At 74.8% G+C, this 23,519-nt stretch carries 22 protein-coding genes; 9 read left to right on the plus strand and 13 right to left on the minus strand.

Going from position 1 to position 23,519, the window contains the following annotated elements; translation table 11 throughout:
* Positions 1-4 precede the first annotated feature (4 nt).
* Complete coding sequence (locus KPL60_RS27070) at positions 5-637, plus strand: DUF1707 domain-containing protein (protein ID WP_226367602.1); 633 nt, start codon at positions 5-7, stop codon at positions 635-637.
* A gap of 3 nt (positions 638-640) precedes the next feature.
* On the opposite strand, the gene KPL60_RS27075 is transcribed toward KPL60_RS27070, so the two are convergent.
* Positions 641-3,076 carry a UvrD-helicase domain-containing protein gene (locus KPL60_RS27075; RefSeq protein ID WP_226353736.1) on the minus strand — a complete coding sequence of 812 codons (2,436 nt, stop codon included), beginning with the start codon at positions 3,074-3,076 and terminating at the stop codon, positions 641-643.
* Positions 3,077-3,338: 262 nt separating this feature from the next.
* Between KPL60_RS27075 and KPL60_RS27080 the strand changes: the two genes are divergently transcribed.
* Complete coding sequence (locus tag KPL60_RS27080; RefSeq protein ID WP_226353737.1) at positions 3,339-3,653, plus strand: chorismate mutase; 315 nt, start codon at positions 3,339-3,341, stop codon at positions 3,651-3,653.
* Between the two features lie 302 nt (positions 3,654-3,955).
* Positions 3,956-5,365 (plus strand): hypothetical protein, encoded by a 1,410-nt coding sequence (locus KPL60_RS27085; protein WP_226353738.1) that lies wholly within the window; start codon positions 3,956-3,958, stop codon positions 5,363-5,365.
* Positions 5,366-5,460: 95 nt separating this feature from the next.
* On the opposite strand, the gene KPL60_RS27090 is transcribed toward KPL60_RS27085, so the two are convergent.
* Complete coding sequence (locus tag KPL60_RS27090; RefSeq protein WP_226367603.1) at positions 5,461-6,165, minus strand: response regulator transcription factor; 705 nt, start codon at positions 6,163-6,165, stop codon at positions 5,461-5,463.
* A complete protein-coding gene (locus tag KPL60_RS27095; protein WP_374228792.1) occupies positions 6,162-7,475 on the minus strand; it encodes a PspC domain-containing protein in 1,314 nt (437 codons plus the stop codon). The genes KPL60_RS27090 and KPL60_RS27095 overlap by 4 nt, the downstream gene beginning before the upstream one ends.
* A gap of 331 nt (positions 7,476-7,806) precedes the next feature.
* Here KPL60_RS27095 and KPL60_RS27100 point away from each other — a divergent pair, with 331 nt between their 5' ends.
* Together KPL60_RS27100 and KPL60_RS27105 are read left to right on the plus strand one after the other, a co-directional pair.
* Positions 7,807-9,048, plus strand: a complete 1,242-nt coding sequence (locus KPL60_RS27100; RefSeq protein ID WP_226367605.1) for a PspC domain-containing protein — start codon at positions 7,807-7,809, stop codon at positions 9,046-9,048.
* Positions 9,041-9,247, plus strand: coding sequence for a hypothetical protein (locus KPL60_RS27105; RefSeq protein ID WP_073576424.1), 207 nt, complete (start codon positions 9,041-9,043; stop codon positions 9,245-9,247). Before KPL60_RS27100 ends, KPL60_RS27105 begins: the two co-directional genes overlap by 8 nt.
* A 155-nt stretch (positions 9,248-9,402) precedes the next feature.
* On the opposite strand, the gene guaA is transcribed toward KPL60_RS27105, so the two are convergent.
* A complete protein-coding gene (gene guaA / locus KPL60_RS27110) occupies positions 9,403-10,953 on the minus strand; it encodes a glutamine-hydrolyzing GMP synthase (protein ID WP_226353742.1) in 1,551 nt (516 codons plus the stop codon).
* A gap of 155 nt (positions 10,954-11,108) precedes the next feature.
* Between guaA and KPL60_RS27115 the strand changes: the two genes are divergently transcribed.
* Positions 11,109-12,050, plus strand: coding sequence for a hypothetical protein (locus tag KPL60_RS27115; RefSeq protein ID WP_226353743.1), 942 nt, complete (start codon positions 11,109-11,111; stop codon positions 12,048-12,050).
* A gap of 3 nt (positions 12,051-12,053) precedes the next feature.
* On the opposite strand, the gene KPL60_RS27120 is transcribed toward KPL60_RS27115, so the two are convergent.
* Positions 12,054-12,488 carry a hypothetical protein gene (locus KPL60_RS27120; protein WP_226353744.1) on the minus strand — a complete coding sequence of 145 codons (435 nt, stop codon included), beginning with the start codon at positions 12,486-12,488 and terminating at the stop codon, positions 12,054-12,056.
* Positions 12,489-12,586: 98 nt separating this feature from the next.
* On the opposite strand from KPL60_RS27120, the gene KPL60_RS27125 reads away from it, so the two are divergent.
* Entirely contained in the window at positions 12,587-13,081 is a 495-nt protein-coding gene (locus KPL60_RS27125; RefSeq protein WP_226353745.1) for an FBP domain-containing protein, read from the plus strand.
* 1 nt (position 13,082) lies between these two features.
* Here KPL60_RS27125 and KPL60_RS27130 read toward each other — a convergent pair whose 3' ends face one another.
* Together KPL60_RS27130 and guaB are read right to left on the minus strand one after the other, a co-directional pair.
* The gene (locus KPL60_RS27130; RefSeq protein ID WP_208823117.1) at positions 13,083-14,207 is read right to left on the minus strand and encodes a GuaB3 family IMP dehydrogenase-related protein; all 1,125 of its coding nucleotides are present in this window, start codon (positions 14,205-14,207) and stop codon (positions 13,083-13,085) included.
* 50 nt (positions 14,208-14,257) lie between these two features.
* Positions 14,258-15,769 carry an IMP dehydrogenase gene (gene guaB / locus KPL60_RS27135; RefSeq protein ID WP_226367606.1) on the minus strand — a complete coding sequence of 504 codons (1,512 nt, stop codon included), beginning with the start codon at positions 15,767-15,769 and terminating at the stop codon, positions 14,258-14,260.
* A 150-nt stretch (positions 15,770-15,919) separates the two neighbouring features.
* On the opposite strand from guaB, the gene KPL60_RS27140 reads away from it, so the two are divergent.
* A complete protein-coding gene (locus tag KPL60_RS27140; protein WP_226353789.1) occupies positions 15,920-16,327 on the plus strand; it encodes a DUF5319 domain-containing protein in 408 nt (135 codons plus the stop codon).
* A 79-nt stretch (positions 16,328-16,406) separates the two neighbouring features.
* Here KPL60_RS27140 and KPL60_RS27145 read toward each other — a convergent pair whose 3' ends face one another.
* The 4 genes from KPL60_RS27145 to KPL60_RS27160 all read right to left on the minus strand — a co-directional run bounded on the left by KPL60_RS27145 (position 16,407) and on the right by KPL60_RS27160 (position 20,832).
* A complete protein-coding gene (locus KPL60_RS27145) occupies positions 16,407-17,609 on the minus strand; it encodes an anti-sigma-D factor RsdA (protein ID WP_226367607.1) in 1,203 nt (400 codons plus the stop codon).
* Positions 17,602-18,177 (minus strand): sigma-70 family RNA polymerase sigma factor, encoded by a 576-nt coding sequence (locus KPL60_RS27150; RefSeq protein WP_226367608.1) that lies wholly within the window; start codon positions 18,175-18,177, stop codon positions 17,602-17,604. The genes KPL60_RS27145 and KPL60_RS27150 overlap by 8 nt, the downstream gene beginning before the upstream one ends.
* Positions 18,178-18,977: 800 nt before the next feature.
* Positions 18,978-19,574, minus strand: coding sequence for a response regulator transcription factor (locus KPL60_RS27155; RefSeq protein ID WP_010225624.1), 597 nt, complete (start codon positions 19,572-19,574; stop codon positions 18,978-18,980).
* Positions 19,575-19,776: 202 nt separating this feature from the next.
* Positions 19,777-20,832, minus strand: a complete 1,056-nt coding sequence (locus KPL60_RS27160; protein ID WP_226353791.1) for a hypothetical protein — start codon at positions 20,830-20,832, stop codon at positions 19,777-19,779.
* 84 nt (positions 20,833-20,916) lie between these two features.
* Between KPL60_RS27160 and KPL60_RS27165 the strand changes: the two genes are divergently transcribed.
* On the plus strand, positions 20,917-21,252 hold the full coding sequence (locus KPL60_RS27165; RefSeq protein ID WP_062403765.1) for a WhiB family transcriptional regulator: 336 nt from the start codon (positions 20,917-20,919) through the stop codon (positions 21,250-21,252).
* A gap of 117 nt (positions 21,253-21,369) precedes the next feature.
* Here KPL60_RS27165 and groL read toward each other — a convergent pair whose 3' ends face one another.
* Entirely contained in the window at positions 21,370-22,992 is a 1,623-nt protein-coding gene (groL, locus tag KPL60_RS27170) for a chaperonin GroEL (protein ID WP_226353792.1), read from the minus strand.
* A gap of 120 nt (positions 22,993-23,112) precedes the next feature.
* Positions 23,113-23,403, minus strand: a complete 291-nt coding sequence (groES, locus tag KPL60_RS27175; protein ID WP_020623960.1) for a co-chaperone GroES — start codon at positions 23,401-23,403, stop codon at positions 23,113-23,115.
* Positions 23,404-23,519 lie beyond the last annotated feature (116 nt).

The following is a 23,519-nucleotide window of genomic DNA, read 5'->3' on the forward strand; positions in this document are numbered from 1 at the left end:
CCGGGTGGCGGACGAGTCGGTGTACCGGGTGGGGGACGGCGAGCGACGGGCGGTCGACGCCAGGCTGCAGCGCGCGCACGGCGAGGGACGGCTGTCCCTGCCCGAGTACGAGGAACGCTCGGCGAAGGCCTGGGCGGCCCGCACCCGCGCCGACCTGGAGCCGTTGACCCGCGACCTCCCGGCCGACACCGCCGGGGCGCCCACCGCCGCCGTCGAGCAGGCGCCGACCACGGCCCTCCCGGCTCCGGCACCGGCCGGCGAGTTCGCCGCGGCCGCCGGGCGGCGTGCCGGCGGGCTCCTCGCCACGGCCGCGCTGGTCGTCGCCGCCGTCTGGGGCGGGTCGCAGGTGCTGCCGGTGACCGACGGCGTGACGGTGTTCGGGTCCCGCACGATCGGGGTCCAGACCGATGCCCCGCGGGTGGGCGGGGTGCTGCTGTTCGGCTCGGTCGAGGTCGTGGTGCCCGAGGGCACCCGGGCGGACGTCTCCGGCTTCACCGTGTTCGGCTCGACCACCTGCCCGACGGCGTGCGCCGCGCCGGGTGACCGGACGGTGGACGTGCACGTCGTCGGGGCGTTCGGGTCGGTGAAGGTGCTGACCCCGGCCGAGGCCGCGGCGCAGGACCGCGACGACGACTGAGGTCTACAGCTTCTGCATCGGGACGCCGCCGATCAGCATCAGCCGGACCGTCCCGCCCGAGCCGAAGTCGATCGTCACCGTCGCGCGCGGGCCGATGCCGTCGGCCGCGACGACGGTGCCCAGGCCGTACTTGTCGTGGTTGACCCGGTCCCCGACGTCGAGGTGCAGCGACTGGTTGTTCAGCGACCGCTCCGGGACCTTCCAGCTCCCGCGGTCGGTCGCCTGCGGCCGCTTCCCGAACCCGAACCGCCCCACCGGCGCCGACGGCCGCTGTGCGGCGAGCTGCTCCTCGGTGCGCCGCCAGTCGAGCAGCGACGGGGGCACCTCGTCGAGGAAGCGCGACGCCGGGTTGGTGCTGGGCTGCCCGAACGCGGACCGCACGATCGCCCGGGACAGGTAGAGCCGCTTCTCCGCGCGGGTGATCCCGACGTAGGCCAGCCGGCGCTCCTCGGCGAGCTCCTTCGGGTCCCCGAGGGTGCGCAGGTGCGGGAAGATCCCGTCCTCCCAGCCCGTCAGGAAGACCACCGGGAACTCCAGGCCCTTCGCCGTGTGCAGGGTCATCATCGTGACCACGCCGGAGTCGTCGTCGGGGATGGAGTCCGCATCCGCGACGAGCGCGACCCGCTCCAGGAAGGCGGCCAGCGAGCCGGGCTCCGGGACACCGGCGGGGGTGTCGTCGTAGGTGTCGGCCTCGCCCTCGGGGGCAGCGCCGTCGGGCGCCTCGCCGGACCCGATCGCGGCCCCGCCGTCCGACGCCAGGTCCGCGACGGCGGCGTCCCCCGCGAACTCCCGCGCCACCGTGACGAGCTCGGCGAGGTTGTCCATCCGGGTGCCGTCCTGCGGGTCCTCCGACGCCTGCAGCTCCTCCAGGTAGCCGGTGCGCGCGTAGACGGCCTCGAGGACCTCGGCGGTGTCGTCGCCGCGCTCGACGAGCTCGCGCAGCTCGTCGAGCATCCGCACGAACCCGGCGATGTTCTTCTGCGAGCGGGTCGCCAGGGCGGGGAGCCGCTGCGGCTCCTCGGCGGCGGCGCGCAGCGCGCGGGCGAACGAGGTGCGCTCGCGCTCGGCGTACTCGGCGACGACGGCCTCGGCCCGGTCCCCGATGCCGCGCTTGGGCACGTTGAGGATCCGGCGCAGGCTGACCGTGTCCTCCGGGTTGGACAGCACCCGCAGGTAGGCCAGCGCGTCGCGGATCTCGCGGCGCTCGTAGAAGCGCACCCCGCCGACGACCTTGTAGGGCAGCCCGACCCGCAGGAACACGTCCTCGAAGACGCGGGACTGGTTGTTGGTCCGGTAGAACACCGCGATGTCGGAGTTGCGGTACTCGCCGGTGTCGACGAGCCGGTCGATCTCGCGGGCGACGAACGACGCCTCGTCGTGCTCGTTGTCCGCGACGTAGCCGACGACGCGCTCGCCGTCGCCCGAGTCGGACCACAGCCGCTTGTCCCGCCGCTCCGGGTTGCGGGCGATCACCGCGTTCGCGGCGGACAGGATCGTCTGGGTCGAGCGGTAGTTCTGCTCCAGCAGGATGGTCCGCGCGTCCGGGAAGTCCTGCTCGAACTCGATGATGTTGCGGATGTTCGCGCCGCGGAAGGCGTAGATCGACTGGTCCGAGTCACCGACGACGCACAGCTCGCCGGGGCGCCCGTTCGCCGTGGCCGGGGCGACGAGCTGGCGGACCAGCTCGTACTGGGCGTGGTTGGTGTCCTGGTACTCGTCGACCATGACGTGCCGGAAGCGGCGCCGGTAGTACTCGGCGACGGCCGGCAGCCGGTCCAGCAGCGAGACCGTCTCCATGATCAGGTCGTCGAAGTCGAACGCGTTCGCCTGGCGCAGCCGCGACTGGTAGACGCCGTAGACCTCGGCGATGCGCCGCTCGTGGTCGGTGGCGGCGCGCTCGGCGGCCTCGTCCGGCGAGACCAGCTCGTTCTTCAGGTTGGAGATCTGGGCGGCCAGGGCGCGCGGGGCGAACTTCTTCGGGTCCAGCTCCAGGTCGCGGCCGACGATGCCGACGAGGCGGCGGGTGTCGTCGGCGTCGTAGACGGAGAAGGCGCTGCGCACGCCGAGGTGCTTGGCCTCGCGCCGGAGGATCCGTACGCACATGGAGTGGAAGGTGGACACCCACATCGGCCCGGAGCGGCGCCCGACGAGGGCGTCGACGCGCTCCTTCATCTCGGCCGCGGCCTTGTTGGTGAAGGTGATCGCCATGACCTCGCCGGGGTGCACCCCGCGCTCGGCGAGCAGCCAGCCGATCCGGTGGGTGAGCACCCGGGTCTTCCCCGACCCCGCGCCGGCGACGATCAGCAGCGGCGAACCCGCATGCGTCACGGCCTCGCGCTGGCGGTCGTTGAGGCCTTCGAGCAGGCGGCGGCCCTGGGCCGTCGTCGGCTCGGCGGCGGCGGCGGGGCCCGTTCCGGGGAGTTCGAACAGCGCACTCATCGTGTCGAACACGGTACGCCGGGGGTCCGACAACCCCGCTCCGGCGTCGCCGGTCCCCGGAAACCACGGCGGCCCGGTGCGCCGGGTGGTCTACACTCGCGGCGTGGCACACGACAGGCGATTTCGCTACGGGTACCGGACCCCGGTTCCCGCTGCGCCGCCCGTCTGAGCCCAGACGCCACCCGCACGCCCCGGAGTCCGACGGACCCGGGGCGTTCGCATGTCCTCGGTCCCGACGGCCCGTGACCGAGACGAGGAGACCATGACCGTGACCGACCCCGCAGCCCCGCAGCCGAGCTCCGGCACGAGCACCGAGGTGCGCACCGGAGCCGATCCCGAGATCGACCAGCTGCGCCGGGAGATCGACCGGCTCGACGCCGAGATCCTCGACGCGATCCTCCGCCGCACCGAGGTCTCGAAGCGCATCGGCGCCGCCCGCATGGCCGCGGGCGGGCCGCGCATCGTCTACAGCCGCGAGATGGCGGTGCTGGACCGGTTCGCCGACCTCGGCCCCGAGGGCCGCGAGCTGGCGATGATGCTGCTGCGGCTGGGCCGCGGGCGTCTCGGCGGCCGCTGATCCTCGTGCGATACCCGGTCGCATCCCGCGACCGGCGTCGAGGTGACGACCGTTCGGCGATTCACGCGCAGTACACAGGGCGACACACCCGCACGGGCCCCACCTGGGGTTCAGGTCGGGGCACCCTTGCGCAGTGGTTGCCTTGCGAGGCAACGAGCAGGTCGAGCGGTCGGATACGGCCGATGAACGGGAACCACCCGATCGGGTGACCTGCGACGAGCGGAGTGTGATCACTTGGGGTTCAAGGGCTCTTTCCGGTACATCTTCCCGGGTCGAAATGACCCGAAGGAGGACGTGCGGCCGTGACCGACACACCTGCCGGAGCCCCGCTCCCCGGCGCCCCCGGCGCCACCGGGCCCCGCGACGTGGTGAGCGTCGCCGAACTGCTGGCGCGTCACTCGCGTGCGTCCCACGCCTCCTCCGACGGTGCGGGTCCGCTCACCGGGCCCGTCCTGTCCGTCGGTGACCTGCTGCGCCGCGAGGGGCGTCCCCCGGTGGCCGAGGGTGCGTCCGCCGACGCCGCCTCGGCCGGAGACATCGCCGCCGCGGGTGCCCCGGGCGGCTGGCCGGACATCGACCTCCCGCAGCCCCGCGCCGCGGCCGGCGCCGACGGCTGGACCGGCCGCCAGGTGTCCGGGCGTCGTCGCGCCGGTGTGGTCGCCGGCGCGCTGCTCGCCGCGGGCTCCGTGCTCGGCGCGGCCCTCTACAACGGCGTCGGCACCGAGAACTCCGACGCGCGCGCCGCCGCCGACGGGCTGTTCCCCGGCTTCGGCCTGCCCACCGCGGGCGACACCCCGGACACGCTGCCCGCCCAGTACCTCCCGGCGAACGTGGCACTGAGCACGCCGCTGCCGGACGCGCCCGCCACCGCCCCCGGCGCCACCGACTGGATGGCCGTCGCCTTCGGTCCGCAGCAGCCGGCGCAGGCCGTCGCGGCGGGCCGCACCCCGGGCACCGCCGCCGGGCCCGCCGTCGCGGTCCCCGCGCCCCGCACGCCCACCTCGCCCTCGACCGGGAACCCGGGCACCGGGTCCCCGTCGTCGCCGACGGTCCCGGCGCCGCGCGGCTCCGGCGGGACGGGCTCGCCGCTCGCCCCGATCGTCGCCCCCATCAACAACCCGGACCGGCCGTCCGCGGGCAACATCCTCGAGCCCGTGACCGGCACGCCGCCGTCGCGCGGCGGGACCAGCACCGGCCCGATCCAGGACGTCACCGAGAACGTCCGCCCGGTCGGGGACGCCGTCGGCGGCGTCGTCGCCCCGGTCGCGCAGGCCGCGGCACCGGTCGGGAAGACCCTCGGCGGTGCCGTGTCCCCCGTGACCGAGGCCGTCCGCCCGGTGACGAACGCGCTCAAGCCCGTCACCCGGCCCCTCACCGACACCCTCGAGCCGGTGACGACGCCGGTGCTCGGCGCGCTGTCGCCGGTCACCGAGCCCGTCCTCAAGAGCACCGAGCCGCTCACCGGCCCGGTCCTGAAGGCCGCCGAGCCCGTCACCGGGCTCCTCGACACCTCCGCGAAGAAGGCCACCGAGGACACCGGCTCCTCGTCCTCGGAGGCCACTCAGCCGCTGCAGGCCGTCACGAAGCCCGTGGGGCAGGTGGTCGGCACGGTGACCGAGCCGGTCGGGGGCGCCCTGTCCGGCGTGACCGAGCCGGTCGGCGGGGTGCTCGGCGGCGTCACGAAGGGCGCGGGCGGGCTGCTGGGCGGCTGACGCCCCACCCACGACGACGACGGCCCCGGTCCCTGCACACGCGGGGACCGGGGCCGTGTCGGCGTCCTTCCGGCACGCCCCGGTTGCTGCGCGACCTACACGAGCCTCCTGTCGGAAGCCCAGCGGGACAGCTCGTGCCGGTTCGACGTCTGCGTCTTGCGCAGCACGCTCGACACGTGGGTCTCCACCGTCTTCACCGAGATGAACAGCTCCTTCGCGATCTCCTTGTAGGCGTAGCCGCGGGCCAGCAGCCGCAGCACGTCCCGCTCCCGCTTGGTCAGCTGGTCGATCTCCGGGTCCACCGGCGGTGCCGCACCCGGCCGGTCGGAGAACGCGTCCAGCACGAACCCGGCCAGGCGTGGTGAGAAGACCGCGTCGCCGGCCCGCACGCGTCGCACGGCGTCGGCGAGGTCCCGGCCCGAGATCGTCTTCGTGACGTAGCCGCGGGCGCCGGACCGGATCACCGAGATGACGTCCTCGGCGGCGTCGGACACCGACAGCGCCAGGAACACCGCCTCCGTGCCCGCCGCGCGCGCCCGGCGCAGGATCTCCGCGCCCCCGCCGCCGGGCATGTGCACGTCGAGCAGCACCACGTCCGGCGCGAGGTGCCCGACGCCGGCCACCGCCTCGTCGACGGAGCCCGCCTCACCGACGACCTCCAGCACGGGGCTGCGCCCGTCGCCGCGGTCCAGCTCGGCGCGCACGCCGGACCGGAACAACGCGTGGTCGTCGACCAGGTAGACCCGGATACCGGTGTCGTCCGGACCGGTCGGGGTCCCCGGCACGTCGGCGGTGGTCATGCCGTCTCCTTCTCCGTCAGCGGCATCGACAGCCGCACCTCCGTACCCTCGCCGGCCCCGGTGCGGATCCGGACCGTGCCGCCGTGGCGGCGCATCCGGGCGTGCACCGAGTCCGCGAGGCCGTGCCGGTCGTCGGACACCGCGTCCGGGTCGAAACCGGTGCCGCGGTCACGCACGAACACCTCCGCCGCGCCCGGACCCTCGTCCGAGGCCGGCTCGACCTCCACGTAGACGTCGACCTCGGACGTCCCCGAGTGCTTCGCCGCGTTCACCATCGCCTCGCGCGCCGCCAGCACCAGGGCGCGCAGGTCGTCGTCGAGCTCGGCGTCACCGACCAGCACCGGGCCGACGGCCACCGCGTAGGTGTCCTCCACCTCGCCCGCGACGCGCGTGATCGCCGCCGACAGCAGCGTCTCCACCGCGTCCGGGGTGCCGCTGCCGCCCCGGGCGCGCCCGCCCGGCCCGTAGAGCCAGGCACGCAGCTCCCGCTCCTGGCCGCGGGCCAGCCGCTGCACCTCGCGCGGGTCGCCGGACTGGCGCTGGATCAGCGCGAGGGTCTGCAGCACCGAGTCGTGCAGGTGCGCGGCGATCTCGGCGCGCTCGGCGGCGACCGCGCGGGCCCGGCGCTCCTCGCCGAGGTCGCGCACCAGCCGTACCCACCAGGGGACGGTGAGCACCGCGACGCCCAGCAGCGTCGCCAACGCCGCGAGGATCCCGAACCGCACCTGGCTCAGGTCCAGGTTGCCGAGCAGGAACACCGCCAGCCCGGTCAGGACGAGCGCGGCGCCGAGCACGGTGCGGGCCAGCGCCGCACGACCGCCCGTGACGCGGCTGCGGGCGTCGCGCGCCCACCGCCGTCGCTGCGCCTCGTCGGCCTCCCGCCACACGACGGCCGCACCGACCGTCGCCAGCCCCAGCGGGCCGGCGATCCAGCCGAGCACGGCCGAGCCCGAGGTCGCCGCGACCAGCGACAACCCCAGCCCCAGCGTCACCAGCCCGGCGGCCTGCAGCCGTTCGGACCGGGTGACGGTCCGCTCGACGACGGCGGCCTCCTGCCGCAGGAACACCCACAGCAGGCCGTAGGCCAGCACCCCCGCCCAGCCGAGCAGGGTCAGCGCGACGAAGGCCGCCCGGATCCACCGGACGTCGACGCCGAGGTGGTCGGCCACCCCGCCCGCGACGCCGCCGACCATCCGGCCGGAGCGGCGCCGGGTCAGCGGGACGCGCGCACCGGGGCGCGGCGGTACCGGGCCGGCCGGCCGCGGGGGGACGGTGCCGCCTGGCGGCGGGGGCACCGGGCCGGCGGGCACGGGCACCGTCGGCCCCGGTCCCCCGTCGGCCCCGGGCTCGGCAGCTCCGGACACGGCCGCCCCGGGCCCGGTCGCCCCCCCCCCGGGTGCGGCGGCGCCGGGCAGCGCGGTGCCGGGCAGCGCGACACCGTGCGACGGGGCCGCCCACGGAGCGGCGGTGGGCCGCGTCGGCGCGTCCGCCGACCCCGGTGCGGTACCGGTCGAGGGGTCCGAGCTGTTCACGACCCCATCGTCACACGACCCGCGCCGGATCCCCTCCGGATCGGGACCGGGGTCGTCTCGGGGTTGTCCCCGAGACGCCGGGGCCCGCCCGGACGGCAGGCTCGACGCCATGAACCAGACGCAGCTGCCCGGGAGCGGCCGACCACCGTCGGCGACGGCGACGGCCCGGAACACCATGCGCGACATGTGGGACTCCCGGCCCCTGCGTCCGCGCGACGACCGCAAGCTCGCCGGGGTCTCCGCCGCGATCGCGCGCCGCTACGAGATCGACCCGACGCTGGTCCGGGTGGGGTTCGTCGTCGCCGCGATCGTCGGCCCCGGCATCCCGCTCTACCTGGCGGGCTGCGCGGTCCTGCCGGACGCCGGCCCGCCCGGCAGCCCGGTCCCGCCGCGCAGCGGACCGTCCTCCGTGCTGTCGGTGACGCTGCTGGTCCTGGCCGCTCTGCTGGCGGTCCCGCTGGTGCTGTCCGCCGACCGCGTCATCCCCGCCGTCGTCACCGTCGCGCTGCTCGTCGCGCTGCACGTGACCCGGGGGAACCGGCCCGGGGCCCGGGAGGCCGCCGCGTCGCCGACACCCGTGGTGCCGTGGGTCGCGGACCCGCACGCCCCCACCGTGGCGCAGGTGACGCCACCGGCCTGGGACCCGCTCGGCGCCGCGCCGTTCGCCTGGGACCTGCCCGAACCGGGCCCGGAGCCGGGTCCGCCCCCGGCGCCCCGCTCGAAGCTCACACCGATCACGCTGGCCGTGTCGCTCGTCGTCGCCGGGATGGTGGGGGTGCTCGCCCTGGCCGCGCCGGGTGCGGTGCCGGCCTCGGCCGTCCCGGGGGCCGCGCTCGCCGTCGTCGGGATCGGGCTGGTCGTCGGTGCGCTGCGGCGCGCCGGACGCTGGCTGGTGCCGTTCGCGGTGCTGCTCGCGCTCGTCACGGCGGCCACCATCCCGCTCAACGACGCCGTCGGCCCCGACGGATGGGCCGTGCGCGATGGCATCGGGGAGACCGTCGCGGCCCCCGCGACCGTCGCCGAGCTCGCCCCGGAGTACCGGCGCGGCACCGGCACGGTCCAGCTCGACCTGACCCGCCTCGACCTCGCCGCGACGCCCGGCGCGACCGGGCCCGTCCGCACCCGGGCCGAGGTCGGCGCGGGGGCGGTGGAGATCCGGGTCCCGCGGGACGCCGACCTGCTCGTCCGCGGCTCGGTGGGCACCGGCGACCTGACCGTCGACGGGCAGACCCGCACCGGGCAGGACGTGGACCTGACCGTGAACGACCCCGGCCCGGACGGACCCGGTGGCCGGGTGCTGGAGCTCGACCTGCGGGCCGAGCTGGGAACCGTGGAGGTCACCCGTGGATAGCTCGCTCGCCCGTCGCGCCGACCCGTTCGCCCTCGTCGCCGGGGTCCTGTCGCTGCTGGTGGCGGTCTGCGGGGTCCTCGGGATCGCCCCGTGGGAGGTCGTCGACCTGCGCTGGGTGCTCGCCGGGACCGCCGTTGTGGCGGGGATCGCATTCCTGATGGCGAGTGTGCGTAACTCCCGGGCCACATCGGACGACTAAAGGGTCATCACGGGAGCCGGCGGGCTGGGGAGCACCGCCGGACCCGCCGCCGCCCGCGTGGCAGCGGTGTCCGACGGGGGTCGGACACCGCGAGGCCCGGGCTGGCCGGGGCGGGGCCGAGACATCGGCCCCGCCCCTGTTACGTCAGGCCCCGGTCACTCCCACTCGATGGTGCCCGGGGGCTTGCTCGTGACGTCGATGACGACCCGGTTGACCTCGGACACCTCGTTGGTGATCCGGGTGGAGATCCGCTCGACGACGTCGTAGGGCAGCCGGGTCCAGTCCGCGGTCATCGCGTCCTCGCTGGACACCGGGCGCAGGACGATCGGGTGGCCGTAGGTGCGGCCGTCGCCCTGCACGCCGACGCTGCGGACGTCGGCCAGCAGCACCACCGGGCACTGCCAGATCTCGCGGTCCAGCCCGGCGGCGGTCAGCTCCTCGCGGGCGATCGCGTCCGCGGCCCGCAGCGTCTCCAGCCGGTCGCGGGTGACCTCGCCGATGATGCGGATGCCCAGGCCGGGGCCGGGGAACGGCTGGCGGGCGACGATGACCTCGGGCAGCCCCAGCTCGGCGCCGACCATCCGGACCTCGTCCTTGAACAGCGCGCGCAGCGGCTCGACCAGGTCGAACTCGATGTCGTCGGGCAGACCGCCGACGTTGTGGTGGCTCTTGATCACCGCGGTGCCGTCGCCACCGCCGGACTCGACGACGTCCGGGTAGAGCGTCCCCTGGACCAGGAACCCGACGTGGTGGTCGGCGACGACCTCCGCCGTGGCCGTCTCGAAGACCCGGATGAACTCCCGGCCGATGATCTTGCGCTTCTGCTCGGGCTCGGTGACCCCGGCGAGCGCGTCGAGGAACCGGTCGGCGGCCTCGGCGACGTGCAGCGTCGCACCGGTGGCGGCGACGAAGTCCTTCTCGACCTGCTCGCGCTCCCCCGACCGCATCAGCCCATGGTCGACGAACACGCAGGTCAGCCGGTCACCGATGGCGCGCTGGACGAGCGCGGCGGCGACGGCGGAGTCGACCCCGCCGGACAGCCCGCAGATCGCGCGGCCGTCGCCGACCTGGGCGCGGATCGCCTCGACGGTGTCGTCGATGATCGACGCCGTCGTCCAGGACGGGCGGATGCCCGCGATGTCGTGCAGGAACCGGCGCAGCACCTCCTGGCCGTGCGGCGAGTGCCCGACCTCGGGGTGGTACTGCACGCCGGCGAGCCGCCGGTCGGTGTCCTCGAACGCGGCGACGGCGACCCGGTCGGTCGACGCGGTGACGGTGAAGCCCGCCGGCGCCGCGGTCACCGAGTCGCCGTGGCTCATCCACACCGGGTGCGTACGGGGCAGGCCCTCGTGCAGCGTGCCGGGGGTGCCGGTCAGCGCGACCTCGGTGCGGCCGTACTCGCGGGTGCCGTCGTGGGCGACCTCGCCGCCCAGCGCGCGGGCCATCGCCTGGAAGCCGTAGCACATGCCGAACACCGGGATGCCGGCCTCGAACAGCGCCGGGTCGACCGCGGGGGCGCCGTCGGCGTACACGCTCGCGGGGCCGCCGGAGAGGATCACCGCGGCGGGCTCGCGGGCCACGATCTCGGCGACGGGCAGGGAGGCGGGCACGATCTCGGAGTAGACGTCCGCCTCGCGTACGCGACGGGCGATGAGCTGCGCGTACTGGGCGCCGTAGTCCACGACGAGGACGGTCGGGGTCTGCACACGACCAGGGTAAACGGGCGATCCAGGTCACCCGCCGTCCGTACCGTCTCGTCGATCCTGATGATCCCCACCGGCCGCAGGTGGTGCGGCGTAACGGCGAGGCCCGGTTGCTCCGATGGGGGGATGACGGCACCGTACGACCTGGAGGCACCCCGATGGCCACCACCCCGACCGGCCACACCACCGGCACCGGCGACACCCCCGCCGACCCGGCCGTCGACGGCGCCACCACCACGACCGCCGCGCCGCTCGTCCCCGCCCAGCGGTCCGCGCCGGAGCAGGAGACCCGCCCGGCCGCCGGCACGCTCGGCACCGGCGCGCTCGGGGTGGACGCGCTGGGCCTCGGGGCGCTCGGCACCACCGGGCTGCTCGGCGGGACCCCGGCCCCGGTCGCCCCGGCGCAGGCACCCGCCGCGCCCCCCGTCGACGGTCCCGCGGTCGCGGAGCCGGTCCGGGAGTCCGCGGAGCCGGTTCCCGGGGCCGCGGTCGTCCCCCGGGCCCGCGCGTTCCGGGCCCGGATCCTGCCGGTGTTCCTGTGCGCCGCCGCCACCGGCACCGCGGCGATCGCCGCCGCGGGCCTGATCATGACCCCGTCGGCGACCTCCCCGCTGCCCACTCCGCAGAGCGTGACCGCCTCCGGCGCGACGGTGCCGCAGGGCCCGCCGCTGCCGCAGGCCGTCGCGGCGTCGCTGGTCGGGTCCGCCGCCGGGACCGGGCTGTGGGCCGGGGACCCGGTCGTCGCGATGACCGCCTGGCGCGACAACGGCGGGCTCACCCACCTCACCGCGATCGGCGACGGCTTCACCCGCGTCGCCGACGCCGCGGGCCGTCAGGACGCGGTGTCGCTCGCCGTCGCCTGCGGGCGGCTGCAGGCCGCCATCGACGCCGCGCGGGCCTACGACGCCGTGCCCGACGCCGTCGCGCAGACCTCCTGGACCGCGCTGCTCGACCACGGCACCGCCGCCGCCACCGCGGGGACCTCCGGGGCGCTCGCGCTGGACCCGTCGCAGCTGTCGGTCTTCACCGCGCAGTCGAACCTGGTGCGCGACGACCTGACGGCCGTCACCGACCGGGTCCGCGCCGTCCTGGCGGGCTGAGCCTCAGTCCTCGTGTCGCCCGCGCGAGCGCAGCGGCGGCGGCTGCACCGACCCGAGCAGCGCCCGCAGGTCCGCGGCGCTCGCGGCGCGGCGACCCAGGTCGACGGCGACCGTCGGCGCGATGTCGCGCAGCCGTCCGAGCAGGGCCGGGTCGGCCAGGTCGTACCGGCCGTCGGCGGTCCCGGTGACGATCGCGTCCGGGCGCAGCGCCCGCACCGCCTGCGGGTCCGGGCTGCGGTCGTCACCGACCGGGTCGACGCCGTCGAGCGTCCCCGCGCAGCCGACCAGCTGCGCGCCCAGCTCCAGCAGCAGCTCCCCCACCCGGGGGTCGGTCGCCACCACCCGCACGACCGGTCCGCGCAGCGGCACCGGGGTCCCGGTCGCGTCGACGAAGGCTCGTCCACCGCCCATGGCGGCTCCGGCGGTGGGGCGGCTCATCGGCGGGCTCCTCCTGGCTGACGACGGCGTCGCCGTCGAACCTACCGCGCCGAAACCCGCTCGACCCCCGCCGCGACGGGCGCCTAGCGTGGCCCGCCGTGACCAGCCCGACCGAGACCCGGATCCGCCGCGCCCTCACCAACTGCTCCAAGGGGGAGGCGACGCGGATGGTCCTGCCCGCGTGGGTCCGCGACCTGGACCTCGACCTGCTCGACGACGTCCGCGGCTGGCGTGACCCGAAGGCCCCCGACCGCGGGGTGCTGCTGGTCCCCACCGACGACGGCCCGGCCGGTGTCGTGCTGCGCGCCGCCACCGGTGCCGCCCGCGCGGCGGCGATGTGCGCGCTGTGCCGGACCACCCACACCGTCGGCGGGGTCGCGCTGTTCGCCGCCCCGCGCCGCGGCGCGAAGGGCCGCCAGGGCGACACCGTCGGCACCTACATCTGCGCCGACCTGGCCTGCGCCGAGCACGTGCGCGTCGAGACGGCGACGGCCGCGCTCAAGCCCGCCCCCGGCACGACCGTCGACGAGCGACGGGCCGGGCTGCGGGAGCGGGCCGCGGAGTTCCTGGCGGCCGTGACCGCCGAGGGGTGACTCAGGTACGCAGGTTCAGCCCGACCCGCTGGAACTCCTTGAGGTCGGAGTAGCCGGTCTTCGCCATCGCCCGGCGCAGCGCACCGAACAGGTTCGTCGTGCCGTACGGGCTGTCGGTCGGCCCGAACAGCACCTGCTCCAGGGTCCGCCCCGACCGCGCGAGGCCGGTGACCTCCGAGCGCGGCAGCGACGGGTGCGCCGCCGACGACGTCCAGTACAGCCCGCCCGCGGGGGCCTCCGCGGCCTCGGCGAGCTGCTCGCCGAGCATGACCGCGTCGGCGCCGCACGCCACGGCGCGGGCGATGTCACCGGAGGTGCCGATGCCGCCGTCGGCGATCACGTGCACGTACCGGCCGCCGGTCTCGTCGAGGTAGTCGCGGCGGGCCGCCGCGGCGTCGACGATCGCGGTCGCCATCGGGACCCCGACCCCCAGCACCTCGTCGGTGGTGGTGGAGGTGGACTGCCCGTACCCGACGATGACGCCGGCGGCGCCGGTGCGCATCAGGTGCAGCGCGGTGCGGTAGTCCCCCACCCCGCCGGCGACGACCGGGACGTCCAGCTCGGCGATGAAGTCCTTGAGGTTGAGCGGCTCGTCGTCCGAGACGTGCTCGGCCGAGATGATCGTGCCCTGCACGATGAGGATCTCGACGCCGGCGGCGAGCAGCGCCGGGGTGAGCTCACGGGCGCGCTGCGGGCTGACCCGCGCCGCCACAGTGTGCGAGCCGTCGCGCAGCGGGCGCAGCGCCTCGGTGATCAGGTCCTGCTGGATGGGGGCCTGGTGCAGCTCCTGCAGCAGCGCCACCGCGGAGTCCGGCTCGTCGCCGGTCGCCGCTGCGACGACACGCTCCAGCGCGCCCTTCGGGTCGGCGTGCCGGGCCCAGAGGCCCTCCGCGTTCAGCACCCCCAGCCCGCCCAGCTCGCTGATCCGCACCGCCGAGTCCGGCGACACCACCGCGTCGGTGGGGTGGGTCATCAGCGGGATGTCGAAGCGGTAGGCGTCGAGCTGCCAGGCCGTCGAGACGGCCTTCGAGCTGCGGGTCCGCCGCGACGGGACGATCTCGATCTGGTCGAGGTCGTAGGCACGACGGGCCTCCCGGCCCATCCCGATCTCCACGAGGTCACGCACGAGCACCACCCTAAGCGGCGCTGCTCAGGGTGGTGCTGGGGCCCCCGTGACTACCGGGCGGCGTAGTTCGGGGCCTCGACGGTCATCGTGATGTCGTGCGGGTGGCTCTCCTTGAGACCGGCCGCGGTGATCCGCACCAGGCGCGCCTGCTGCAGGTCCGGGATGGTCTGCGCGCCGACGTAGCCCATGCCCGAGCGCAGCCCGCCGCCGAGCTGGTGCACGACCGAGGACAGCGGCCCGCGGAACGGGATCCGGCCCTCGATGCCCTCGGGGACGAGCTTGTCCTCGCTGAGCACGTCGTCCTGGGCGTAGCGGTCCTTGGAGTAGGACCGGCCCGCGGCACCGGCACGGCCCTGCATGGCGCCGAGCGAGCCCATCCCGCGGTAGGTCTTGAACTGCTTGCCCCCGACGAGCACGACCTCGCCGGGCGACTCCGCGGTGCCGGCCAGCAGCGAGCCCAGCATGACCGTCGACGCGCCGGCCGCGATGGCCTTGGCGACGTCGCCGGAGTACTGGATGCCGCCGTCGCCGATGACCGGGACGCCGGCCGGGGCGCACGCCCGGGTGGCCTCGTAGATCGCGGTGATCTGCGGGGCGCCGACCCCGGCGACGACGCGGGTGGTGCAGATCGAGCCCGGCCCGACGCCGACCTTCACCGCGTCCGCACCCGCCTCGACGAGCGCCTTGGCGCCCTCGAAGGTGGCGACGTTGCCGCCGACGACGTCGACGTGGTCGCCGACCTCGGCGCGCAGCTTCGCGACGGTCTCCAGCACCCGGCGGGAGTGGCCGTGCGCGGTGTCGACCATCAGGACGTCCACACCGGCCTCGACGAGCTGCATCGAGCGGGCGTAGGCGTCGTCGCCGACCCCGACCGCGGCGGCGACGACGAGCCGCCCGTCCGGGTCCTTGGTCGCCAGCGGGTACTGCTCGGTCTTGTTGAAGTCCTTGATCGTGATGAGGCCGCGCAGCATGTCGTCGCCGTCGACGATCGGCAGCTTCTCCAGCTTGTGCCGGCGCAGCAGGCCCAGCGCGGCCTCCGCGGTGACGCCGACCTTGGCCGTCACCAGGGGCGCGCGGGTCATGACCTCCGACACGGGCCGGTCGGTGTCGACCTCGTAGCGCATGTCGCGGTTGGTGATGATCCCCACCAGGTGGCCGGTCTCGTCGGTCACCGGCACGCCGGAGATCCGGAACTTGGCGCACAGGGCGTCGACGTCGGCCAGCGTCGCGTCGGGGCTGCAGGTCACCGGGTCGGTCACCATCCCGGCCTCGGACCGCTTCACGACCTCGGCCTGGGCCGCCTGGGCGTCCGGGGAGAGGTTGCGGTGCAGCACGCCGAGACCGCCGGCGCGGGCCATCGCGATGGCCATCCGGGACTCGGTGACGGTGTCCATCGGGGACGACACCAGCGGCACCTGGACCCGCACCCGGCGGGTCACCTGGCTCGACGTGTCGGCCGAGCTGGGGATCACGTCCGACTCGGCGGGCAGCAGCAGCACGTCGTCGAAGGTCAGTCCGAGCATCGCGAACTTGTCCGGCAGGCCGCCCATCTCGCTCGTCATCTCTCCGGGGCTCCTCTTGCGGTCGAAGCAGTGTTGTCGAGGCGGTGCGGTCGACGCTGACGGCGGGCTCCCGCCGCAGGCCGCCATCGTACGTCCACCACCCCGGGGTGGGCCGGGGCCCGACCCCCCTGCACCGGTACCGTGTACGCCGTGTCACCAGAGGCGCTGCCACCGGACCCGTTCGCCGGAGACCCGGATGACCCTGCGCTCTCGATGCAGGCCTACGACGACCGTGGTGACGGCCCGTGGCCGGGTTCCGGTGACTCCGAGGTACCCCCGTTGAACGAGACCGACCGCGGCGAGATCCTGGCCGACCTGGCGGACCTGGCCGTGTACCAGGCGCTGCTGGCGGGCCGTGGCGTCCGCGGGATCGTCGTCGACTGCGCGGACTGCGGCGAGCAGCACTTCCACGAGTGGAACCTGCTGCGCGCGAGCCTGCAGCAGCTGCTCGACGAGGGCCGGATGCGGCCGCACGAGCCGGCCTACGACCCGGACCCGGCGCACTACGTCACGTGGGAGTACTGCCGCGGGTACGCCGACGCGACCCTCGCCGACTGAGCGCGACACCCCCGACACACGCGAAGGGCCCCGGAGGAGATCCTCCGGGGCCCTTCGTCGTACTGCGTGCCGGACGGCGTCAGTTCGGCGTGCTGCTCACCGCGCCGGTCGTCGTCGACGACGGCGGGGTGGTGTCGTCCGTCGGGTCGCTCTGCCCCTCCCCGGCCGCGGTGGGCCGGGTCGTGGGCGCCGTCGTCGGGGTCGTCGGGTCCGCCTGGCCCTCCGTCGTCGGCGAGGTCTCCGACGGCGACGGCGACGTCGTGGGCGAGGTCTCACCCGGCCCGTTCAGCACGGACGGGTCGGTGGTGCCCTCCGGCGAGGTCGTGCCACCCGGGGTGGTCGTCCCCTGCGACGGACGCGGGTCCGGCGTCGGGGTGTCCTCGTTGCCCTCGGAGACCGGGGGCGGCGGGGCCGGGGTCCCGTCGCGCAGCGGCGACCGCGGGTCGGTCGGCGTGCCCGGCGGGGTCTCGGCGACCTTCTGGTTCAGGAAGCGGTTCTGCTGCTCGAAGTCGTTGCGCAGGTCCGGGGCGGTGCGGTCCACCAGCGGGCCGAGCGCGGCGAGCTCCTGCTGCGCACCGACGGTGTCCCCGGCGGCGAGCTTGGCGTTGACCCGCTCGATGCCCTCGCGCAGCGTGGTCGCGGCCTGCACCTGGTCGGCGCGCTCGCTGTAGAGCACCCGGGAGACACCCCACAGGGCGTCGCCCGGCTGGGCCTCGTGCGCGCTGATCGAGACGACGGCCAGCGCACACGCCGCGACCGCCGCGGCGGCGACGAGCGGGCGCAGGAAGGAGACCTTCCGCGACGGCTTCGCCGGCTGCAGGATCTGGACGGCCTCGTCGGCGTCGAGCAGCTGCGGGATCGGGTCGCGGTCGACCTCGTCCTTCCAGGACGAGAGCATCGCGGCCAGGTGGTCGTCGACGTCGTAGCCGCGCCGGCCGGGGCCGGACACGCCGAGCCCGGAGGACAGGGCGTTGATCAGCTCGTCGTCGGCCTGGAGCTCGACGAGGTCGATCGGGCCGTCGTCCTCGAAGCCGTCGAGGTCGTCCCACTCGTCGGCGCGGGCGGCGTGCCGCTGCACGACCGGCTGCGGGACGGTGCGCCCGTCGAACGGCACCGGGTGGCCCTGGTGACCGAGCGGGTGCGAGTGGCCGTTGGTGTGGCCGTTGGCACGGGGAGGGCGGGGCTCGCCGAAGCGGCCACGCGTCACCGGTGCGGGCGGGCGCTCCCAGCCCTCACCGGGCGGTGGGGGGAAGCCCGGACCGTGCGGACCCTGGTCACGCATCCCGGACCACCTCCTCACTCATCATCTTCCTCAGCCGGGCCAGCGCCCGGTGCTGGGCGACGCGGACGGCGCCCGGGGTGGAGCCGACGGCTGCCGCGGTCCCTTCCGCGGACAGACCCACGACCACGCGCAACACGATGATCTCCCGATGCTTGTCCGGAAGGATCTCCAGGAGCTTGGACATCTCCTCCGACAGTTCCACCTGCAGGGCCCGGGACTCCGGGCCGTCGGACGACTCCATGCGGTCCGGCACGTCGGCCATCGGTTCGGAGCGGTTCCGGGACGCAGCCCGGTGCGCGTCGATGACCTTGTGGGACGCGATGCCGTAGACGAAGGCGAGGAACGGGCGACCCTGCACCCGGTACCCCGGCAACGCCGTGAGCACGGCCACGCAGACCTCCTGGGCGACATCGTCCGCCGAGACGGACCCTCGGTCGGTCCCCAGACGGGCGCGGCAGTAGCGCACGACGAGGGGCCGAATCATGGCGAGAACGCGCTCGACCGCGGACCGATCGCCGGCCATGGCCGCTTCGATCCACTCGTCGGGAACGTCTCTTGATTCACTCATCGTGGGGAACCGCCCAGGCGTTACGAGCTTCCAGCAGTGTCATCCGATCGTGGAGGCAACCCGCGTTCGCGCAGGTGAGATCGGCTCGGATCCACCGTATCCGAGCGGGGCTCGCCGACGGGAGTCGCTCCATGTCAGATCAGACGATCGTGCACAGTTCCGGGTTGCGCGGGGCCGCGCCGGAACACGTCCACGGGGCGGCCACGGTCGGCGAGCGGTTCGTCACCCACCGCAGAATGCGGTCACCGGACGAGGTGAAGATCGTCCGCGCCCGATCACCGGCCGTGGACCGCCCGGCGCGGGTCGCGCCCGGTTCGGCGCGGAATCCGGACGGGTCGTCGTCGGGGCCGCGGGGCTGCGGTGACGCATGTGACCCCGGGGACGCGGGGGACGCCGGGTGACGATTCCCGGCGTCCCGCCGACCGCTCGTCGGACGAGGGCCGATCGGAGGCGGACGGTTACGGCGTCCGGCGGATCCGTCGTCGGCCTCGGCCGGGGCGGCCGCGGGCCCCGGCGGGGTCCGGTCGCGGGGAGCACGACCGGCGTCCCGTCACCGGGGCGCCGGACCGGCCGGAGCCGGTCGGGGCGGATCTCCCGGGCGTGGTGTCCCGGGTGCGGGCCGCGGGGTCTGCAGCGGCCCGGGTGCGTGGGCCGGACACGGGGACGTCCGGGGCGTGGAGCCGGACCGCGGGGGTCGGTCCGGCTCACGATGCCCACCCGCGGACGGGTGGGGTGGAGCGGCCGGTTCGGGGTCGGTCGCTCGGTGGTGCGTTCTCGTGCCGTTCCGGGTGGGGACCCGGTCAGGACACCAGGCCGCGCCGGAAGCCGTGGGCCACGGCCTGTGCGCGGTCACGGACGCCGAGCTTGCGGAACAGCCGGCGTGCGTGGGTCTTCACGGTGTCCTCGGACAGGTAGAGCTCGCGGCCGATCTGGCCGTTGCTCTTGCCCTGGCTCATCCCGCGCAGCACCTGGAGCTCGCGCTCGGTGAGCTGGACCCCCGGGTCGGTGGGGACGCGCGGGGTCGGCACCGAGGTGCTGGCCAGGGTGTGTGCCAGCGCGGCGACCAGCTCGGGACGCGAGGCGTCCCAGCGCAGGTAACCGCGTGCCCCACCGGCGATGGCGGCGGCGATGCTGCCGGCGTCGTCCGGGGCTCCGAAGACGATGACGTTGGCCTGCGGGTGGGCGGCCACCAGTCGTCGGGTGGCCTCCACCCCGGTGGGCACAGCACGCTGCGTCCCGACCAGGACGACGTCGACGGACTGGCGGGCGTAGCGGGCGAGGAGCTCGTCCCCGTGGGCGACGCAGTCGATGCGCTGGACCCCCGGGACCGCGGACATGACGCGAGTCAGTCCCTCGCGGACGCTGCGACGATCGTCGCAGATGAGTACCGTCGTCACGACGATTCCTTCCTGCAGCTTCCTGCAGCCGGGTGATTCTTCACCCTCCGAATCGGCGGGTGACACTCTCACCTTGACACGGTCGGGGCGATTTTGTGCCCTCCGTTCGGCGCTCTGACCCACGTGCATCAGCGTCATGTGGGTGAAGTGTCGCCGAATGGAGTAGTCCGTACGGTACATCGTCCGGGCCGGACTCCGGGCACTACTCCCGCAGCAGGTCTCGCCCGCTACGGTCACTTCGCGTATAGAGGACGCTCACCGTGTGCAACACCGCATGTCGGCGACCCTCCGCATCCGCTCGGCGACTGCGCGTATCGAATGGTGACGCTCCGGCGTGTCGCGCTCCGACGACCGGTCCGGAACCGGCCTCCGGCGTCGCCCGATCGGCCCCGCGGCGCCCGCGGTACGGCCGAGCGGGTACGGCATCCGGACCACCTCCGGCCGGGTCCGGTGCCCCGTCCGGCCCCGGTCCCGGCCCGGTGAGGTCGGCCCGGGCGAGCAGCGCGGGGCGGTGCAGCGGTAGCAGTCCGTGTACGAGCGCGTCCGCGGCCACCGCGTCCAGCTCGGCGACGACGCCCGCCCGGTCCCGCCCCGCCACCCCGGCGGCGACCGCCCGGACCAGGCGGCTCTTGAGCACGTGCCGCGCGGACCCGAGCGCCCGTGCCCCGGCCAGCGCCTCGTCGGCGGCGGCGAGCGCCGCGGCCGGGTCGCCCGCGACCAGTGCCGTCTCCGCGGTCACCCAGCCATGGCGGACCCGGGTGCGGTGACCGTGCGGGCCGCACCACGGCCCGGCCCGGCGCAGCAGCACGGCGGCGGTCGCGGCGTCGAGGCGGCCGAGGGCGTCGGCGGCGAGCCCGGTCAGCGCGTCGGCGACGGCCGCGGCGCGGTCGAGGCCCCACGGCCCGGGGTCGCCCGGGGTCCCCGCGCCCGGCAGCACCAGCCGGAGCGCGGCGCCGTCGAGGGCGGCCGCGGCGCGGTGCCCGCCGAGCTGGCGCAGGTGCGAGGCCCGGGTGACGGTGGCGTGCGCCCGCGGCACGACCCCGGCCGCCGGGTCGCGGCGCACCCCGTCGAGCAGCGCGGCCGCGGCCGCGTAGTGCCCGGAGCCGCCCCGGGCGACGGCGGCCGCCCACCGCAGCTCCGCCGGCCCGTCCGGGCGCGCCGCCGCGGCCACCTCCCGGTCCGTCGCCACCCCGGCGAGCAGGGCCCGGACCTCCGCCGACGGCGCTCGCCATGCACCACCCTGTCGGACGTGCACCATCGTTCACCTCGAATCAGGTTTGCGGCCGCCATGGCCAGGGAATCTGAGCGTCGTCAGGTTCGATAGCGAAGGCAGGTGACGAACATGGCGGACATCCGGAGGCTTCCCGGCCCGGTCGCCGACATCTACGACTGGCAGATGGAGGGAGCCTGCCGGGGGATGGACAGCGCGTTCTTCTTCCATCCCGAGGGTGAGCGCGGTCCCGCCCGGGCCCGTCGTGAGACCCGAGCGAAGCAGGTCTGTTCCGAGTGCCCCGTGGTGCAGCAGTGCCGCGAGCACGCACTGAAGGTGCACGAGCCCTACGGCATCTGGGGCGGCCTGTCCGAGTCCGAGCGGGACGCGATCATCCGCGGTCCGCGCCGCACGCTCAAGGTCGCCGCCGAGGCGACCGTCCAGCCGGTGGAGATCCACACCGCCTGAGAGAGCCCCGACCGGCGGGGGCTCCCATCTCCCGTCGGACGGCACACACTTCCTGCCCCGCAACGCACAACGGCGGGCGACCCGAGGGTCGCCCGCCGTCGTCGTGCTCGGACCGGATCAGTGACCGTGACCGTGCCCGTGGCCACCGGCCGGGGCCGGGTCGGCCTTCTCCGGCTTGTCCACCACGGCGCTCTCGGTGGTCAGCACCATGCGCGCGATGGAGGCGGCGTTCTCCACCGCCGACCGGGTCACCTTGACCGGGTCGATGACGCCGTCGGCGATCAGGTCGCCGTAGGAGCGGGTGGCCGAGTTGTACCCGGTCCCCCAGCCGCCCTCGGCGACGCGGGACACGACGATCGCGCCCTCGTCGCCGCCGTTCTCGGCGATCCAGTACAGCGGCGCCGAGAGCGCCTTGCGGACGATCGCGACACCGGTCGCGGCGTCACCGGTCAGGCCCAGCCCGCCCTCGAGCTCGGCCGCGGCGTGCACCAGCGCGGAACCGCCGCCGGGGACGATGCCCTCCTCGACCGCCGCACGGGTCGCCGCGACGGCGTCCTCGATGCGGTGCTTGCGCTCCTTGAGCGCGGTCTCGGTGGCGGCACCGGCCTTGATGACCGCGACACCGCCGGAGAGCTTGGCCAGGCGCTCCTGGAGCTTCTCCTTGTCCCAGTCGGAGTCGGACTCCTCGATCTCGCGCTTGAGCTGCGCGACACGACCCTCGACGTCGGCCTTGGAGCCGGCGCCCTCGACGATCGTGGTGGCGTCCTTGGTGACGACGACGCGACGCGCGCGGCCCAGCAGCTCGAGCCCGGCCTCGTTCAGCTTCAGGCCGACCTCGGGGTTGATGACCTGACCGCCGGTGGCGACCGCGAGGTCGTCCATGAACGCCTTGCGGCGGTCACCGAAGAACGGCGACTTGACCGCGGCGACCTTGACGGTCTTGCGGATCGAGTTGACGACCAGCGTGGACAGCGCCTCGCCCTCGACGTCCTCGGCGATGATCAGGAGCGGCTTGCCCTCGCCGAGCACCTTCTCCAGCAGCGGCAGCAGGTCCTGGATGGACCCGATCTTGTCGCGGTGCAGCAGGATGTACGGGTCGTCGAGCGCCGCCTCCATGGACTCGGAGTCGGTGACGAAGTACGGCGACAGGTAGCCCTTGTCGAACTGCAGACCCTCGGTGATCTCCAGCTCGGTCGAGAGGGTGGAGCCCTCCTCGACGGTGATCACGCCGTCCTTGCCGACGGTGTTGATCGCCTGGGCGATCAGGTCGCCGATCTCCTGCTCGCGCGAGGCGATGGCGCCGACCTGCGCGATGTGGCTCTTGGCGTCGACCGGGGTGGCCTTCGCCAGCAGCACCTCGGAGACCTTCGCCGAGGCCGCGGCGATGCCCTGGCCCAGCGCGAACGGCGCGGCGCCCGCGGCGACGTTGCGCAGGCCCTCCTTCACCAGCGCCTGGGCGAGCACGGTGGCGGTGGTGGTGCCGTCGCCCGCGACGTCGTTGGTCTTGGTGGCGACGGTCTTCGCCAGCTGCGCGCCGAGGTTCTCGAACGGGTCCTCGAGGTCGACCTCACGGGCGATGGTGACGCCGTCGTTGGTGACGGTCGGGCCGCCGAACTTCTTGTCGATGACGACGTGCCGGCCGCGCGGGCCGAGCGTCACCTTCACCGCGTCGGCGAGCTGGTTCACGCCACGCTCGAGCGCGCGACGGGTCTCCTCGTCGAAGCTGATCTGCTTCGCCATGTCTTGTTCTCGCTGCCTCTCGGGATACTCGGGTTCTCGGGGGGAGAGACGCGACCGCCCCGGTGCGGGCCACCGTTGGGGGTGGACCACCCGGGGCGGTACGTCAGGCGATGCCTCGCGTCAGTTGACGACGGCCAGCACGTCGCGCGCGGAGAGGATCAGGTACTCCTCGCCGTTGTACTTGACCTCGGTGCCGCCGTACTTCGAGTAGATGACGACGTCGCCCACGGCCACGTCGAGCGGGACGCGGTTGCCGTTGTCGTCCACCCGGCCCGGGCCGACGGCCAGGACCTTGCCCTCCTGGGGCTTCTCCTTGGCGGTGTCCGGGATGACGATGCCGGAGGCGGTGGTGGTCTCCGCCTCGCTGGCCTGGACGACGAGCTTGTCCTCGAGCGGCTTGATGTTCGCCACGACGATGACCTCCCCTTCCTGGGGTGAATCCGGTGTCACGGGTTCTCTAGCGGTGTCAGCAGCGCGCACGTGGCGACTCCCGCCCCGCCGTCGCGGGTGCCGGGGCGGAGGTCGTC

The organism is Pseudonocardia sp. ICBG162, assembly GCF_020496225.1.
GTDB classification, from domain to species: Bacteria; Actinomycetota; Actinomycetes; order Mycobacteriales; family Pseudonocardiaceae; genus Pseudonocardia; species Pseudonocardia alni.

Coding starts and splice junctions, on each gene's coding strand:
- KPL60_RS27075 (WP_226353736.1), bottom strand. CDS start 3,076: ATGAGTGCGCTGTTCGAACTCCCCGGAACGGGCCCCGCCGCCGCCGCC.
- KPL60_RS27080 (WP_226353737.1), top strand. CDS start 3,339: ATGACCGTGACCGACCCCGCAGCCCCGCAGCCGAGCTCCGGCACGAGC.
- KPL60_RS27090 (WP_226367603.1), bottom strand. CDS start 6,165: ATGACCACCGCCGACGTGCCGGGGACCCCGACCGGTCCGGACGACACC.
- KPL60_RS27100 (WP_226367605.1), top strand. CDS start 7,807: ATGAACCAGACGCAGCTGCCCGGGAGCGGCCGACCACCGTCGGCGACG.
- KPL60_RS27115 (WP_226353743.1), top strand. CDS start 11,109: ATGGCCACCACCCCGACCGGCCACACCACCGGCACCGGCGACACCCCC.
- KPL60_RS27120 (WP_226353744.1), bottom strand. CDS start 12,488: ATGAGCCGCCCCACCGCCGGAGCCGCCATGGGCGGTGGACGAGCCTTC.
- guaB (WP_226367606.1), bottom strand. CDS start 15,769: ATGACGAGCGAGATGGGCGGCCTGCCGGACAAGTTCGCGATGCTCGGA.
- KPL60_RS27145 (WP_226367607.1), bottom strand. CDS start 17,609: ATGCGTGACCAGGGTCCGCACGGTCCGGGCTTCCCCCCACCGCCCGGT.
- KPL60_RS27150 (WP_226367608.1), bottom strand. CDS start 18,177: ATGAGTGAATCAAGAGACGTTCCCGACGAGTGGATCGAAGCGGCCATG.
- KPL60_RS27160 (WP_226353791.1), bottom strand. CDS start 20,832: ATGGTGCACGTCCGACAGGGTGGTGCATGGCGAGCGCCGTCGGCGGAG.
- KPL60_RS27165 (WP_062403765.1), top strand. CDS start 20,917: ATGGCGGACATCCGGAGGCTTCCCGGCCCGGTCGCCGACATCTACGAC.
- groL (WP_226353792.1), bottom strand. CDS start 22,992: ATGGCGAAGCAGATCAGCTTCGACGAGGAGACCCGTCGCGCGCTCGAG.